Genomic DNA, 16,329 nt, shown 5'->3' with positions numbered 1-16,329 from the left:
CTATTTCATCTTATTATTATTTTAATCACTTGGGTATCTTACATGGCAAGTTTTAGCAAATTTATCAAACGACTATTACTGGCGTTAATGTTGTTGGTTGTCACCTTCCATGTGTTGGTCGCGGGCCTACTACTCATTTGGAAAACGCAGCCTATTAATAACAGTATGTTTATGCTGACACATCGCTTAACAGGTGGCGATGTCACCCAAACTTGGGCTGAGAGTGACGCCATTGCAAAGTCTGCCAAGCAAGCTGCGATAGTAAGTGAGGACTCGACGTTTAGCCAGCACAATGGCTTTGATTTCAAGGGTATTGAAGCGGCCCGTAAGAAAAACGAAGCGACAGGTAAGATGTCTGCTGGTGGTTCAACGATAACCCAGCAATTGGCAAAGAATTTATTTTTGACCTCACATCGTTCGTATGTGCGTAAAGGCGAAGAAGCCGTTATCACGCTGATGATAGAAACGTTTTGGGATAAGGAACGTATCTTGACCGCTTACCTAAACGTGGCAGAGTTTGGCAATGGTATTTATGGCATCGAGGCGGCCGCTCAGCATTATTTTGACAAATCGGCTGCGAAACTGAATCGCGATGAATCTGCCTTACTGATCGCGATGTTGACCAATCCAAAATATTATCAAGACAATCAGGGTGATAGACGTTTGCGTAATAAACAGCGTATCATCAAAAAACGTATGAAAAATGCCGTCTTGCCACAATCGGCTTAAACGTTTATCTGAGCGTAATCAAGTTTGAGCAGTAATGGTGTGGTTTGTCATAAATACCTGTTATAAAAAAAGAGTAGTACGAGAGCGATTAAAAAATATTATAAAAAATGATGGCGTAGCGATGACGCAAAAGGAGTAATAACGTGGTAGATGTGTACGATAATCAGGACAATAGTGGCGACATTAATAATGCGATGACTACTGCTAGCAATGAGACTGCTGGTATTAATAACGGTCGTGGTATTAAAGAAAATAGTGAGATTAATGAGGCTGCTGATACTGGCAAGAATACGGATGTTGGTAAGAATACCAATGATGAAGCCCAAACAGAAAGTAATAATGAAAACTTAACTCAGGTTGCTTGGCAACGGTCAGAAGATGGCAGCTATTCACCCAGTAGCTATATCAATCGCGATCTGTCTTTATTGCAGTTTCATTTGCGTGTCTTAGCACAGGCAGCCAGTCCTCGCCATCCGCTACTTGAGCGCTTGTTCTTCCTGATGATTTTTTCATCGAACATTGATGAGTTTTTTGAGATTCGTGTCGCTGGCATCATGCAAAAGCTCAATATTGGGGACGTGTCGACCAGTGCTCATGGTATGCGGCCGAGTGAAGTGCTAAATGAGATATCTGCTATCACTCATCATGCTATTGATGAGCAATATCGCATCCTCAACGAAGATATTTTGCCTGCGCTTGCCCTTGAGGATATCCGCTACCTAAAGCGCGATGAGCTAAATGCTGAGCAATCGGCTTGGATGAAGCGCTATTTCACTGAACAAGTATCCCCCGTACTGACACCGATCAGTATTGATCCTGCCCATCCGTTTCCACGTTTGGTAAATAAAAGCTTAAACTTCATCGCAACGTTAGAAGGCAAAGATGCTTTTGGTCGTGACATCAATCTAGCGATTGTGCCTGCGCCGCGCAGTCTACCGCGTGTGATTCGTTTGCCTGACGAATTGACGGGAGGCAAAGAGCACCATGTCATGCTATCGGCCATCATTCATGAGCATATCGGTGATTTGTTTCCTGGCATGAGTGTGACAGGGTGTCATCAGTTCAGACTGACGCGCAATGCTGATCTGGATTTGGCTGATGATGTCGAAGACATTGCCAAAGCGCTGGAGGGTGAGCTTGAAAACCGCCGTTTCGGTGATAAGGTACGTTTAGAGGTCACAACCGACTGTCCGATACATATTAGCGATTACTTGCTTGATGAGTTTGACCTGCATGACAATCAGCTTTACCGAGTCAATGGCCCTGTCAACTTAACACGCCTGCTGTTTGACTTTAATATTCCAGCACTGCGTTATGAGCCGTTTACGCATGTGGTGCCAAAAGAATTCCGCCGTGAGATGGACAAGCTGGACAAAGCGACGAGCATGTTTGCTGCTATGCGCAAAAGCGACGTGCTGGTACATCATCCATTTCATGCGTTCTCGCCCATTATCAATCTGCTTTGGCAAGCTGCGAGCGACCCAAAAGTTCTAGCGATTAAACAAACGCTGTATCGCTCAGGTACCAATTCAGAAATCGTCAAAGCACTTGCTGCTGCTGCGCGCAATGGTAAAGAAGTCACGGCCGTTATCGAGCTACGCGCCCGCTTTGATGAAGCCTCCAATATCGCAGTCGCTAACTATTTACAAGAAGCGGGTGCGGTAGTGGTATATGGCATCGTCGGCTACAAAACTCATGCCAAGCTAATGCTGATCGTGCGCCGTGAAGACGACCGCATACGCCGTTATGTTCATCTAGGGACTGGCAATTACCATGCGGGCAATGCCAAAGTGTATACCGATTACGGTCTATTTAGCGCAGATCCCGATATCTCAGAAGATGTCCACAACATTTTCCAAGAGCTGACAGGGATGGGCAAACCTGCCAATCTTAAAAAGCTATTGCATGCGCCCTTTACCTTACACGATAAATTGATGAGCTTCATCGATGATGAAATCGCTCATGCAAAAGCAGGCAAGCGTGCTCATATTATTATCAAGGTCAATGCGCTCACTGAACGTAAGCTTATCGGTAAGTTGTATGATGCTTCGCAAGCAGGGGTCAAAATTGAGTTGATTTTGCGATCTATGTGTTGTTTACGTCCGCAGGTCAAAGGGTTGTCTGAAAATATTACCGTACGCTCAGTCATCGGACGTTTCTTAGAGCACACCCGCGTTTATTATTTTTATAACAATGGCGCTGAACGCTTGTACTGCGGTAGTGCGGACTGGATGGATCGCAATTTGTTCCATCGCGTAGAAGTGGCGTTTCCAATTGGAAACAAAAAACTGTTTAAGCAAGTTTACCAAGATGGTTTGATTAACTATTTAAAAGACAACACGCAAGCATGGTCGCTGGATGGCAATGGTATTTGGCAACAAATAGAGCCAGCCGCTGGAGAGCCGCCGCATACTGCTCAAGCACATTTACTCAAAGTCATCAATGGTGTAGAAGAGCCAGTTTAACTTACTCACTAATAGCGCCAAATTCTATTTTTATAACCAAGTACTGATACAGTCAGTGCTTGGTTTTTTTATTGTCTATTTAAATGTTTTGCCTTCTATATAGAAGCATTTCTCATAGAAGTTACAAACAGTCTTGTAACCTCACATTTATTCACATATTGATACGGCAGCACACTGGTAGCGATGGTAATTTGGTACTTATACTGACTACTAGAAATAATAAGTCTATAGAAGATCATAGGTATATAAAAGCAACTAGATAAAACTGGGCTTTGTTCACAAAATACCAGATAGATTTATTATGTATATAACTTAATAACCATAAAAATAGGAATTTGCTATGAGTGATACTAATAATGATAGCTCGGACGTTAAAAAAGCAGCAGAGCAAGTAGACAATGCACAGATTGAGAAAAATCTTGAAGAAAAAAAAGAAATAGACGCACCTGAGCAATTAAGCGAAGAAGAGCAAACGCCTTTTATTGACGACGATCTACGTACAGATAAGTAGTTTTACTTCCTCTTGGCGATGATCTAGGTATCGTAGCCATTTAACTGAATTTTTAAACTATAGTCTTAAGGAATACGTTATGCCATCTAATACTCGTCCAAATGATGAAGAACCAGTACCGGTGAGAGATCCTGCGCCAGCGCAGCCTGAAAATCCTACAGACAGCTATGAAGGTCGAAAGAACAAGCCGAATATAGATGGACCTGAGCAAGCCTCGCAAGAGACTGATGAAGTCTTTGTTGATCCGCGAAAAGAAGAAGATTTACCAGCAGGTGGCAAGAATGTAGCAGACTTAAATGCATTTGATTTGAGCCAGAATGGCAATAGATAATCAATCTTGCTAGCTGTGTAAATAAGCCAATCGAATAATAACTATAAGGACATAATGATGGAAACTAGAGATCCTGCCTTGACCAAAACCCGTATTACAGAAGATGAAACCGCTCAAACATTTGATAAACCTGATCTAAATAACAATCACGATGATGATCATAAAAAGCTTGAAGAGAATCTTACCGAAGAAAATGGTACAGACACTTTGACAGAAGATACGTACGATTCAGAGCATGTCAATGAAAATGACAACCCAGCCCGTCAGCCTGATCGCCGTGACCAAAGCAGCAATGGGTTTGACGATAATATCAATGAAGACACCGTTGGTAGTGAAGCGCCTGATAGTTATCATATCAATAACATGAATCGTTATGCCAATGTTGATAATGCTCAGACCCGCGTCCTGAATCCTGATCAGAAAGATTGATAGAATTAATATCAGATAGAAAACGTTAGCATCTTAGAAAAAAGGCATATCAATAAGAAATACATACTAAGGAGCGAAGATGAGCTTACCAGATGACAAACCAGAAATGGATACTGAGCATAAGTTAAAAGATGCAGATGATAATAATGGTATCGTTCCTGATGATGCGCTACAGAAAGCCAATCCAGCGGCTGCTGAGAGAGCAACCGATGATCATGACCCGCATAACGTGGCCAAAAACCGTAAGCAGTATGACAGCCCGTTAATGGAAGATGATAAATAGCTAATGAAAGATGACGAATAGTAGTATAAAAGCTTTAATGGTTCGTAATTTTACTAAGCGAAAGTCGCATTAGATTAATAAAGGTTAATCGTAAATTCGAGTGTAGAATAGTACTTATATATGAAGAGGTGCAATAATGACTTTGAGATATGCTCGAAGCGATTATTGCACCTTTTTTTGTTTAGAGGATTAGGTCGTTGCTAAGCAGGCGTTCCACTATGAAAGCGCAATTCAGTATCAGGGCTGGAAATCAGCGCTGCTTCTACCTCTTTAAAGAAGGCCACTCGTTCATCGATACTTTCGTCAGATAGTGATTGAGCCAATGCTAAGTAATCCTCAAAATGACGGCTTTCTGACTTAAGTAAATAGCGATAGTATTTTGCCAAACGCTCATCATTGATAACTTCTGCTAATGCCGCAAAACGCTCACAAGAGCGCGCTTCAATAAATGCACCAATGATCAATACATCCACCATCGCTGCTGGCTCATAAGTGCGCTTGTGCTTCAACATACCTTTGGCGTAGCGTCCGGCACTTAAATACTGCCAATCCTGTCCGCGATCATTCATGATGCCAAGCACTTGCTCATAATGTAGCATCTCTTCACGTATCAGCTGCGCCAACTTGCACTGTAAGTCATAGGAGAACTCATAACGAAATATTAAGTTCATTGCTGTACCAGCGGCTTTTTTCTCGCAATTGGCGTGATCCTGAATAATTAATGGTAGATTTTCGATAGCAGCATCTACCCATGACTGCGTGGTTCGAGCACCCAAAAAACTATAAACAGGGGACAGATCCACCTTTATCGGTGTTCGCAGTTGTGCGATATCGACGCTATCTTCCACCGGATTGTTGTCATTAGTAACGCTATCGCTAATAGGATTCGACTTCATACTTTTACTTTCTTTATTCATAGTTTTGGTCACAGTTAAATGTTTGGTGCATTCTGATCAAGTATAGATAGTGGTTAATGATAAATCACTCTAGTAGTGACAACTGATAGGTTGTTTACGTCTCATATTATCTTACTTGTCATCGTCAATAAATGCGCTTAGCGCAGACAACACATAGGTTATCATTATTCTACAACCTAGACATTTATTTAGTGAATGGCATTCCCTTGTTTATTTTATTATTTGATAGTAGGATGAGATTTTGCTTTAGTCATATTTTATCTCACTAATTATTCTATTTTACTGCTTAATAGTCACGTAATCATTGATAGTGCATATTATAACAATTGCAAACGCGATCTAAAGTAATAGATGTGCAGACAAGATTTGCTTGGCTTCATTTGGATAAAAGCCATGAGCGCCGCGATAGCTAGACGCTACATTTATATAAGACAATAAGTTTGCTTCGTATGTCATCTAAGTTGGGAACAGATGCCAGACCGACAATATTCTTCAATCATTGCGGCAGTAATTTCGTATTTAAAAACCTCACGAACAGATAAGGATAACAACATGAGCCAGTCTTCTAACGCCAATCGTATTCAAAAAGGCAGCCTTGCCATTGACCAGCAGTTGTATGACTTTATTGAAAACGAAGTGCTGCCAAAAGTCGGTGTTGATTCAGAGAGTTATTGGTCAGGTTTTGAAAAAGTCATTAGAGAATTCACCCCGCGCAACAAAGCGCTGCTAGAAACTCGTGACAAAATTCAAGCACAGATTGATCAATGGCACCTACAACACCCTACCAAAGACGGCAATATTGATTATCCTGCTTATAAAACATTCTTACAAGAGATAGGCTACCTATTGCCAGAAGGCGATGACTTTACGGTCAGTACAGAAAATGTGGATGATGAAATTGCCCACATCGCCGGACCGCAGCTGGTAGTACCAGTACGTAATGCTCGTTACGCACTGAACGCAACCAATGCACGTTGGGGCAGCTTGTACGATGCCCTATACGGTACTGATGTCATCAGTGATGAAAATGGTCAAGAAGCCAAAGGTGGTTACAATCCAACTCGCGGCGCTGCAGTTGTCGCGTATGCCAAAAAATTCTTAGATGAACATTTTGCTTTGGCATCAGGTTCTTATAATGATGTGACAGGTTTTAGAGTGGTTGATGGGCAGCTTGAAATTGTTCAAGGAAACAATAGTACACAGCTAAAAGATCCGGCTCAGTTTGTTGGTTTCGTAGATGAAGCCGAAAAACCAACAGGTATTTTATTAAAAAATAATGGCCTGCATGTAGAGATTCAGATAGATACCAACCATCCGGTCGGCAAAGACGATCCAGCAAACATTAAAGACGTGCTTCTTGAGTCCGCGATTACGGCCATCCAAGATTGTGAAGATTCAATCGCTGCCGTTGATGCAGAAGAAAAAGTGGAAGTGTATCGTAACTGGCTCGGTTTAATGAATGGTGACTTGCAAGAAACTTTTGAAAAAGGTGGCAAGACGAGCACTCGTCGACAAAACCCAGACCGCGAATACAATACGCCAGATGGCGGCAAGCTAATCTTGCCGGGTCGTTCTCTATTGCTCATCCGTAACGTTGGTCACTTGATGCAGAACCCTGCAATCTTGGTTGATTTGGGAGAGGGCTTCGAGGAAATCTTTGAAGGACTGATGGACGGTTTGGTTACGCCGCTGCTGTCGCTCAATGACCTGCAAGGCAGAAGCGAGTTATCGAACTCGCGCAAAGGCTCCATGTATATTGTTAAACCAAAAATGCACGGCCCTGAAGAAGTAAAAATGGCCAATGACTTGTTTAATGCCTCAGAAGATTTATTGGGCTTAGAACGTCATACCATTAAAATTGGCATCATGGATGAAGAGCGTCGCATGACGGTCAATCTAAAAGAGGCCATTCGCCAAGCAAAAGAGCGCGTCATTTTTATTAATACAGGCTTCCTCGATCGTACGGGTGACGAGATGCATACCAGTATGAATGCAGGGCCGTTCGTGCCAAAAGGCGAGATGAAGTCGCAGGCATGGCAGCCAGCGTATGAGCAGTGGAACGTTGATATTGGCTTAGAGACAGGGCTACAAGGCCATGCTCAGATTGGTAAAGGCATGTGGGCAAAACCTGATGAGATGAAAGAGATGATGGACACCAAGTCCGCACATCCAAAGTCTGGTGCTACCACTGCTTGGGTTCCCTCACCGACGGGCGCAACCTTGCACAGTATGCATTATCATGAAGTGAATGTCGCTGATGTACAAGACAGCCTAAAATCTCGTAAACGTGCAAGCTTAGACGATATCTTAACCATTCCATTGGCAAAAGACACCAATTGGACAGAAGAACAAAAGCAGCAAGAGATTGAAAACAATGCTCAGGGTATCTTAGGTTATGTGGTGCGCTGGGTGAATCAAGGGGTAGGTTGCTCTAAAGTACCAGATATCAATGATGTTGGTCTTATGGAAGACCGCGCGACGTTACGTATTTCAAGTCAGCATATCGCTAACTGGTTGCACCATAATGTGGTCAGTGAAGATCAGGTGATGGACACGATGAAGCGGATGGCAAAAGTCGTCGATGAGCAAAATGCTGATGATCGGGATTATCAGCCGATGGCTAATGACTTTGAGCACTCGTATGCCTTCAAAGCCGCCTGCGATTTGGTCTTTAAAGGGCGTGAGCAGCCCAGTGGCTATACTGAACCATTGTTGCATCAAGCGCGCCTCGACTTAAAAGCCAATTGCTAAGCCAATTTGCTCATCGCAACGCCTATTAAATAAAACATATCGTTTTTATAAGCGCTATTTATCCACGGGTAAGTAGTGCTTATTTTTGTGAATTAAAGGTACGTTACGAAGCGATTGTGTTCTCTATTATGTGACTCATCGGGCATTTTCTTACAATTGTTAGCCTTAAATGATAGAAACAATATTTACCGAATCTCACATTTAAAAAGCGAAAAAATATGTTGCAAATTATGTCAAAGTTGTTATGCTTGTATTCGAAGTATGAGTTTGGTAACGGATGTTACGCAACGGAACGATAAAGACCAAAGTTTACATGGCAGTTACGTTTTTGATCTAAGTTATGTAAGTCATGGTTTTTTTCATCTTACTGTAATAGAACTTCGCCACACTTGTTTCTGACTAATCTCGGTAGCCAGTTACACATTATATCTTTGAGGATTTGTGACGATACCATTATGAGCATCAGCTAATAATAGCTAGCTTATTACTAAAATTGTAAAGTGGAGATACCCCATGAAAAAACTACTTTTAGCTACAGCAGTTGCTGCCCTATCTGTATCTGCAGCCAATGCAGCTCCGACTATCTATGGTAAAGCATTCTTAGCTGCTGACTATGAGAACGCCGATTTTGATTCACGCGTTATTGGTGGAGGGGATGATTTTGATGAAGACACGTTAAAAATCAACTCTCATTCTTCACGTCTAGGCTTTAAAGGTTCTGAAGCCATGACTGCTAACACTGACGTCATTTATCAGTTAGAGTATGGCACAAGCATCGATGGTGACAATGCTACGTTCACTAATCGTGATACATATCTAGGTATCAACAACAAACAGTTTGGTCAGTTCCGCGTTGGTAAAAACCAATCTAGCTTAGACAAAGTTAACAACGTTGTTGTTAACCAAGGTTATTGGGATAACCTAGGCACAAACGAAATGGAAAGCGACGTTGTTGAAGCGTTAAACATGGCTGATAGTAGCCGTATCAACAGCTCAGTTATCTGGACTTCACCAAAGTATGATGGTCTGCCATTACAACTTTCTGCAATGTATAGCTCTGACGATAAAAACTACAACAACGATGCAGGTTTCGGCGTTGCAGCGATGTTTGATCAAGGTACTGGTTTCACCGCTGGTGTTGCGTATGACAAAGATCAAAACATTGATGGTGATATCATCCGTGGTACCGCTTCTGTTGATTTAGGTAAATACATCGCGGCGCCTGTAACAGTTGGTGCCCTATACCAAGTAGCAGATTATGACTATGATCGCTCTACTAGCAAAGAAAAAGGTCTAGTTTTAAGTGCTTTAATGGGCTTAACTAACTTTGCTCGTCCAGCAAACGTTTACGCACAGTACAACAAAACTGACAACTTGAATGGTTGGGATGGTTCAGATTCAGACCAGATCGTTGTTGGTGGTCAGTACTTCTTTAAAGACAACATCATCATGCATGGTTATGCTGGTGTGAACAGCGCTGATGATCTTAAAACATTAAGTACAGATGACGGCGCTATGGTAACTACCAGAGGCGATGCTAAAGTAGTTGTAGTTGGTACTGGTCTAGAATACAAATTCTAATCTAACCATTAGAATCTGATTAAAAAAACTCATCCTTCGGGGTGAGTTTTTTTGTTATGAGTATTTAAGTAGTTAGTGGTGCATAAGAACGCCAAGCCAAAAATGAAGAGTTTCAAAGAGTTTGTACTTTTACCCTATATTTTATGGCATATTTTTAGTAAAATCCTTCTTTACCAATTACCGACAGAATACTATGACCAAGTTTATATTTGTGACCGGTGGGGTAGTGTCCTCACTAGGAAAAGGTATCACCGCAGCGTCTCTAGCAGCGGTCTTAGAAGCACGTGGCGTGACTGTCACCATGACCAAAATGGATCCGTATATCAATGTCGATCCAGGTACGATGAGTCCGTTCCAGCATGGCGAAGTATTCGTGACCGAAGATGGCGCGGAGACCGATTTGGATTTGGGCTACTATGAGCGCTTTTTACGTCATTCAAAAATGAGTAAGAGCAATAACTTCACTAGTGGTCGCATCTATCAAAATGTCTTGAATAAAGAGCGCCGTGGAGAGTATCTTGGTGGTACTGTGCAAGTTATTCCACATATTACTGATGAGATTAAAAGTAAAATCTTGACCAGTGGTGAAGGCTACGATATCGCTATTATCGAGATTGGTGGTACTGTCGGTGATATCGAATCGTTACCCTTTATGGAAGCGGTACGTCAGATGCAAGTAGAGCTCGGCCGAAACAGAGCCATGCTGATGCATTTAACACTGGTGCCTTATATTGCAAGTGCAGGCGAGACCAAGACCAAACCTACCCAGCATTCAGTAAAAGAGCTGCGTTCTATTGGTTTGCAGCCTGATATCTTAATCTGTCGCTCTGATCATCATATTTCACAAGACAACCGTCGTAAGATTGCGCTATTTACCAATGTAGAAGAGCGTGCGGTTATCATGTGTGAAGATGCACAAAGTATTTATCAAATACCGCGTACGCTTCATGAGCAAGACCTCGATGACTTAGTCTGTGAGCGCTTTGGCCTTGATGTACCAGAAGCGGATTTGAGTGATTGGGATAAAGTAGTTGAAGCTCAGCTCAATCCTGAGAAAACGGTTACTGTAGCCATGGTTGGTAAATACGTCGAGCTACCTGATGCCTATAAGTCTATCAATGAAGCTTTATTACATGCAGGTATCACTCATAAACTTGATGTCAAGATTGATTATATAGACGCTGAAGTTTTAGAGAGCGACGACAATTTGTTTGCCCGTCTTAGCAGTGCTGATGCGATCTTAGTACCTGGCGGTTTTGGAGAACGCGGTACTAATGGCAAAATTAAAGCCATTACTTATGCACGTGAAAATAACGTGCCGTATTTGGGTATCTGCCTTGGTATGCAACTGGCGGTGATAGAATATGCGCGTAATGTCCTTAAGATTGATGCCAATTCTTCTGAGTTTGATCGCAAGACAGCAGAGCCGATTATCGGTCTTATCACTGAATGGTTGGATGAGCGCGGCGAGCTACAGATTCGTAGTGATGATTCAGACCTTGGTGGTACGATGCGTCTTGGTGCGCAGCAAGCTGAACTGGTCGCGGGTAGTAAACTGAGCCAAATCTATGGCGCTAGTAATATCACTGAGCGTCATCGCCATCGTTATGAGATGAATAATCGTTATATCGAGCCATTAGAGCAGGCTGGCATGACCATCTCAGGCTATTCTGCCAAACAGCATTTGGTAGAGTCTGTCGAAGTTGCTGAGCATCCATGGTTCATCGCAGTACAGTTCCATCCAGAATTTACCAGTTCACCACGTGGCGGTCATCCATTGTTTAATAGCTTCGTAAATGCGGCAAAAAACTTTAGCGAAAATAAGTAATTAGTGAATGAGTAGCTATAAGTATTATTTTATCTGCGCTAAAAAAGACTGATCTTCGGATCGGTCTTTTTTTTAGGCGTATTTTGGTAGAAAGGTGATAAGTTAAAAAAATCAAAATTATAAGTATGGTAGTCCTAAATAAAATAAGGATAAATCTTATAACTTGCTACTGCGATAAGTTCTGCTTGCTGTGCCTGTGCAGACAGAGGCTTCGCAAAACTGATTCTAGTAGCCCTGCATTCATTTTATAGTGCTTTCTCCGTTGTATGAGTAAAGTGATGACTAGCAATCGTACGTAATTACGCTTAGACACTTTTTTTCATGGGCCTATCGGTTACAATGTGGAATAGAAATACAGATAACAATAAAGAGGAAACCTTTTTAATGGAAAATTTATCGACCGCACAATCACACATTGAGCTTAATACGCCTAACGGAAATAGTATCAAGATTGGCAATGATCAGCCGTTTGTATTGTTTGGTGGCATGAACGTTTTAGAGTCTAAAGAATTGGCGTTCGAGATTGCTGAGCAATATGTTGAGATATGCCAACGTTTGGGTATCGGTTATGTCTTTAAAGCCAGCTTTGATAAAGCCAACCGTTCAAGCTTGCATTCTTATCGAGGTCCGGGTTTAGAGCAGGGAATTGATTGGCTCGGACAAATCAAAGAAAAATTTCAAGTACCGATCATCACTGATGTACATGAACCGCATCAAGCAGCGCCAGTTGCCGAAGTGGCTGATATCATTCAGCTGCCTGCGTTTTTGTCACGTCAGACTGATTTGGTGCACGCAATGGCTAAAACTGACGCGATTATTAATATTAAAAAAGCGCAGTTTTTAGCGCCACATGAGATGCGCCATATCGTTAATAAATGCCTTGAGGGTGGTAACGACAAACTGATTCTTTGTGAACGCGGTAGTGCGTTTGGCTATAACAATCTAGTTGTTGATATGCTGGGTTTTGATACGATGAAGCAAATGGATATCCCTGTATTCTTTGATGTGACGCATAGTTTACAGCAGCCAGGTGCGCGTAGTGACAGTGCAGGCGGACGCCGAGAGCAAATCACAACGCTGGCACGTGCCGGTATGGCAACAGGATTAGCAGGGCTATTTTTAGAAGCTCATCCGAATCCAGAAGCAGCAAAATGTGATGGTCCGTGTGCTTTAAGAATGAACCAATTAGAACCATTCTTGCGTCAGCTCAAACAAATCGATGATTTGGTTAAGGGTTTTGAGACACTTGATACTCATTAGCTTGATATTTATTAATAAGGCATAAGGTAGGGGATAAAACCATGGCGATAAAAGTTGCACAGGTGAGTATTGAAAATATCGATGATGCCGAAGGGCTAGAGAGTGTAATGACGGCGTTGAAAAACATCTCAGGCGTGACTGCTATCGAACTGGATGCAGCGAATCACATCGTTACCGTACGTTATGAAGATACAGACACCAGTATTCATGCTTTAACTGCTGCCATTAGTATGGTGGACTATGTAACTCAGCCATTCCCTATTGATGCGCCGCAAAACCCACGTTATGATGATTAAATGCTGTTTACTCAGTCTTGAACAGATAATAGTAAACGTATCTATTTACTAACAAAAATAAGGAGCCTAACATGGCAAACAAAACCCGAATTATTAAAATTGATGGTATGACTTGCGGTGGTTGTGTGGCAAGTGTCCATAATGCAACCGCCGATATCGAAGGTCTAGACGACATAAGTATTGAACTGGCTGACAACCAAGCAACTGTAACCTTTGATGATAGCAAAACGAGTGCAGAAGCAATTGCTGCCGCTATCGATGATGCAGGCTTTGATGCAATAGTCGCTAATTCATAAGTTTTTGTCTTTATTTAAAAAAACCAGCTATCATGGCTGGTTTTTTAGTGGTTGAAAATTGATATTGTTAGGATATGCTATATATGCATTACGTCAAAACCTTTAAAGAACGTACTTCAGCACTAATATATGGTTAATACCATACCAATTCTAAATCCATACCATGCCGATTTTTAATCACTTTAACCCTCTTTACGTTTGATAGGTTTCACTTGTTCGATGTAGCTTCCTCCACCCACTGATGTTTTTATGGCTCCTAATAATCGATAAGTGCCATAACGAGTTTTATTTATGAATGATTCTACCCATAACCATAGTCCTAATGACTACGATGTTGACACTGATATCCAATCTAATACAACGCTTGCGGCGCAGCGTGCCCACTTGCAACTGGCGATTGATGGTATGAGTTGTCAAGCTTGTGCATCACGTATCGAAAAAGTGCTAAATAAAAAGCCTTCGGTATATGATGTCAGTGTGAATTTTGCAGGCGAGACTGCTAATGTAGATTACGATCCAACGCAGACGACACCAGATCAAATCACAGAGTGGGTAAATAAAACGGGTTTTGTCGCCAATTTGCAGGCAGCCGACAGTTTGTTTGCGCAAACAGATGAAGATACAGCAACCAAGTACCCGTGGCGATTGATTGGATTATGGGTATGTTTGCTACCGTTTTTAATCGGTATGGCGGGTATGCTTGTTGGTGAGGGTATGGCGTGGATGCCACCCGTTTGGCTTCAGTTTGTATTGGCCACAGTGGTACAGCTTGGTTTTGCCCTACCGTTTTACAAAAGCGCTTGGGCATCCATTAAAGGCGGTCTTGCCAATATGGACGTGCTGGTTGTTATTGGCACACTGACAATTTGGGCGTATTCGACATATTTATGGCTCACTCATGGTGATGGTAGTTTACATAGCTTGTTGCAAAGCAACCATGTTGGCAGTCACAGTGTTGATCATGGCCCTGCTGTCTATTTTGAAGCAGGCGTGATGGTGATTGCTTTTGTTCGGACTGGTAAATATCTTGAGGAACGTACCAAAAAGCATAGTCTAAACAGTATTGATTTGCTCTTGTCGTTGACCCCTGATGAGGTCGAGCGTCAGCAGCCCAATGGCGAGTTTCAGAGTGTGGCGCTTAAGGATATACAGGTAGGCGATATACTGCGCGCCAAACAAGGTGGCCGCGTAGCTACTGATGGCACGGTCACCGATGGGAGCGGCTGGTGTGAGGAGAGCCATCTAACAGGCGAGTCAGTCCCACTCAAAAAAGACGTGGGCGATGTACTAATGGCAGGTGCTTTGCTCGAAAATGGTAGCTTGCTTTATCGCGTCAGTGCGAAAGGGAGCGATACCAAGCTCGGTGATATGGTACAAGCACTGAGCGATGCCCAAGGCTCAAAAGCCAATTTGGCACGTCTTGCTGACAGAGTAACGGCTATCTTTGTACCTGTGGTAGTGACCATTGCTTTAGTCACCTTTGGATTGACATGGTGGCTGACAGGTATGATGGATACCGCACTCATGCATGCCGTATCAGTCTTAGTCATTGCTTGTCCTTGTGCTCTTGGTTTGGCCACGCCAGCGGCAATTATGGCAGGTATGGGGGTCGCCGCGCGGCACGGTGTTTGGTTTAAAGACGCTCAAAGCCTTGAGGCGGCTGGTAATATTGATACGGTAGTGCTTGATAAAACAGGCACGTTGACCATCGGCAAACCTACGATCGTCGATAAGGTAATGGTAGATCAGTCACTAGCCGTGGACGATGTATTACAAATAGCGGCAAGTATCGAAGCACACGCCAGCCATCCGCTAGCAACAGCAATTGTTAATGCTGCCGCAAAGCGTAATTTGCCACTGTTATCTGTGACTGATGTCAGCGTCATAAAAGGCGCTGGCATTCAAGCAAATATTGATGGATTGGGGTTGGTAAAGGTTGGTACAGCAGAATTTGCCAACCTAAACTTGCCCAAGCTGATGCCAAAAGTATGGCAAATCGCTAGTACGGTGGCGATTAGTATCAACAATGAGCCACTCGGCGCTTTTGCTTTGGCTGATGACTTAAAAGCGGATACACCGCAAGCCATTACGGCCTTACAAAATGCCGGTACTCATGTTATTTTGATGAGTGGGGATAAGCAGTCCGTCGTCGACCATGTGGCAGGGCAGCTGGGTATCGAACAAGCTTATGGCAAAATGAGTCCGCGTGATAAGGCAAGTCAAATTGCCTTGTTGCAAACGGCAGGTCATAAGGTTGCTATGGCAGGAGATGGTGTTAATGACGCACCTGCGATGGCAACTGCCGATGCCAGCTTTGCTATGTTTGAAGGTACTGATGTGGCACAGCACAGTGCCTCCGCAAGGCTCATGGGCGAGTCGTTGATGCATATTGATGCCGCTCAAAAAATCGCAAAAGCCACGCTACGCAATATCAAACAAAACCTATTTTTTGCTTTTATTTATAATTGTCTTGGTATTCCGCTTGCCGCATTTGGCTTTTTAAATCCTATGATTGCGGCGGCTGCAATGGCGTTAAGCTCCATTTCAGTATTGATGAATGCGCTACGATTGACGCGGTTTAAGACAGAGGTTGAGCTTGACAATACAGTGTCAGCTTCTCATAGTAAGACAGATCGTCCCAAAAAAGCATGA

The 16,329-nt window shown here is 42.8% G+C and carries 14 protein-coding genes; 13 read left to right on the top strand and 1 reads right to left on the bottom strand.

All coding sequences use genetic code 11. The features are described 5' to 3' along the window. Window positions 1-42 precede the first annotated feature (42 nt). The 6 genes from mtgA to ACT3TH_RS03040 all read left to right on the top strand — a co-directional run bounded on the left by mtgA (window position 43) and on the right by ACT3TH_RS03040 (window position 4,748). The gene (gene mtgA, locus ACT3TH_RS03065) at window positions 43-729 is read left to right on the top strand and encodes a monofunctional biosynthetic peptidoglycan transglycosylase (RefSeq protein ID WP_444754383.1); all 687 of its coding nucleotides are present in this window, start codon (window positions 43-45) and stop codon (window positions 727-729) included. Window positions 730-923: 194 nt separating this feature from the next. After that, window positions 924-3,194 (top strand): polyphosphate kinase 1, encoded by a 2,271-nt coding sequence (gene ppk1 / locus ACT3TH_RS03060; RefSeq protein WP_444754702.1) that lies wholly within the window; start codon window positions 924-926, stop codon window positions 3,192-3,194. A 340-nt stretch (window positions 3,195-3,534) separates the two neighbouring features. After that, window positions 3,535-3,705, top strand: coding sequence for a hypothetical protein (locus tag ACT3TH_RS03055; protein WP_444754382.1), 171 nt, complete (start codon window positions 3,535-3,537; stop codon window positions 3,703-3,705). Window positions 3,706-3,784: 79 nt separating this feature from the next. Then, a complete protein-coding gene (locus ACT3TH_RS03050; RefSeq protein ID WP_444754381.1) occupies window positions 3,785-4,036 on the top strand; it encodes a hypothetical protein in 252 nt (83 codons plus the stop codon). Between the two features lie 57 nt (window positions 4,037-4,093). Further along, entirely contained in the window at window positions 4,094-4,465 is a 372-nt protein-coding gene (locus ACT3TH_RS03045; protein ID WP_444754380.1) for a hypothetical protein, read from the top strand. A 79-nt stretch (window positions 4,466-4,544) separates the two neighbouring features. After that, window positions 4,545-4,748 (top strand): hypothetical protein, encoded by a 204-nt coding sequence (locus ACT3TH_RS03040; RefSeq protein WP_444754379.1) that lies wholly within the window; start codon window positions 4,545-4,547, stop codon window positions 4,746-4,748. 200 nt (window positions 4,749-4,948) lie between these two features. On the opposite strand, the gene ACT3TH_RS03035 is transcribed toward ACT3TH_RS03040, so the two are convergent. Continuing rightward, window positions 4,949-5,644, bottom strand: a complete 696-nt coding sequence (locus ACT3TH_RS03035) for a tRNA-(ms[2]io[6]A)-hydroxylase (protein WP_444754378.1) — start codon at window positions 5,642-5,644, stop codon at window positions 4,949-4,951. Window positions 5,645-6,217: 573 nt separating this feature from the next. On the opposite strand from ACT3TH_RS03035, the gene ACT3TH_RS03030 reads away from it, so the two are divergent. From ACT3TH_RS03030 to ACT3TH_RS03000, 7 genes are all read left to right on the top strand, one after another. Further along, a complete protein-coding gene (locus ACT3TH_RS03030) occupies window positions 6,218-8,416 on the top strand; it encodes a malate synthase G (RefSeq protein ID WP_444754377.1) in 2,199 nt (732 codons plus the stop codon). A 513-nt stretch (window positions 8,417-8,929) separates the two neighbouring features. Beyond that, the gene (locus tag ACT3TH_RS03025; RefSeq protein ID WP_444754376.1) at window positions 8,930-9,997 is read left to right on the top strand and encodes a porin; all 1,068 of its coding nucleotides are present in this window, start codon (window positions 8,930-8,932) and stop codon (window positions 9,995-9,997) included. 193 nt (window positions 9,998-10,190) lie between these two features. Next, window positions 10,191-11,825, top strand: a complete 1,635-nt coding sequence (locus ACT3TH_RS03020; RefSeq protein WP_444754375.1) for a CTP synthase — start codon at window positions 10,191-10,193, stop codon at window positions 11,823-11,825. A gap of 384 nt (window positions 11,826-12,209) precedes the next feature. After that, window positions 12,210-13,085, top strand: coding sequence for a 3-deoxy-8-phosphooctulonate synthase (kdsA, locus tag ACT3TH_RS03015; protein ID WP_444754374.1), 876 nt, complete (start codon window positions 12,210-12,212; stop codon window positions 13,083-13,085). Between the two features lie 41 nt (window positions 13,086-13,126). Next, window positions 13,127-13,381, top strand: coding sequence for a heavy-metal-associated domain-containing protein (locus ACT3TH_RS03010; RefSeq protein WP_444754373.1), 255 nt, complete (start codon window positions 13,127-13,129; stop codon window positions 13,379-13,381). 71 nt (window positions 13,382-13,452) lie between these two features. Beyond that, a complete protein-coding gene (locus ACT3TH_RS03005) occupies window positions 13,453-13,677 on the top strand; it encodes a heavy-metal-associated domain-containing protein (RefSeq protein WP_444754372.1) in 225 nt (74 codons plus the stop codon). Between the two features lie 291 nt (window positions 13,678-13,968). Continuing rightward, window positions 13,969-16,329 carry a heavy metal translocating P-type ATPase gene (locus tag ACT3TH_RS03000; protein WP_444754371.1) on the top strand — a complete coding sequence of 787 codons (2,361 nt, stop codon included), beginning with the start codon at window positions 13,969-13,971 and terminating at the stop codon, window positions 16,327-16,329.

It is taken from the genome of Psychrobacter sp. AOP22-C1-C5 (assembly GCF_052378885.1).
Taxonomy (GTDB): domain Bacteria; phylum Pseudomonadota; class Gammaproteobacteria; order Pseudomonadales; family Moraxellaceae; genus Psychrobacter.
This window is presented reverse-complemented; position numbering and strand designations above follow the sequence as displayed.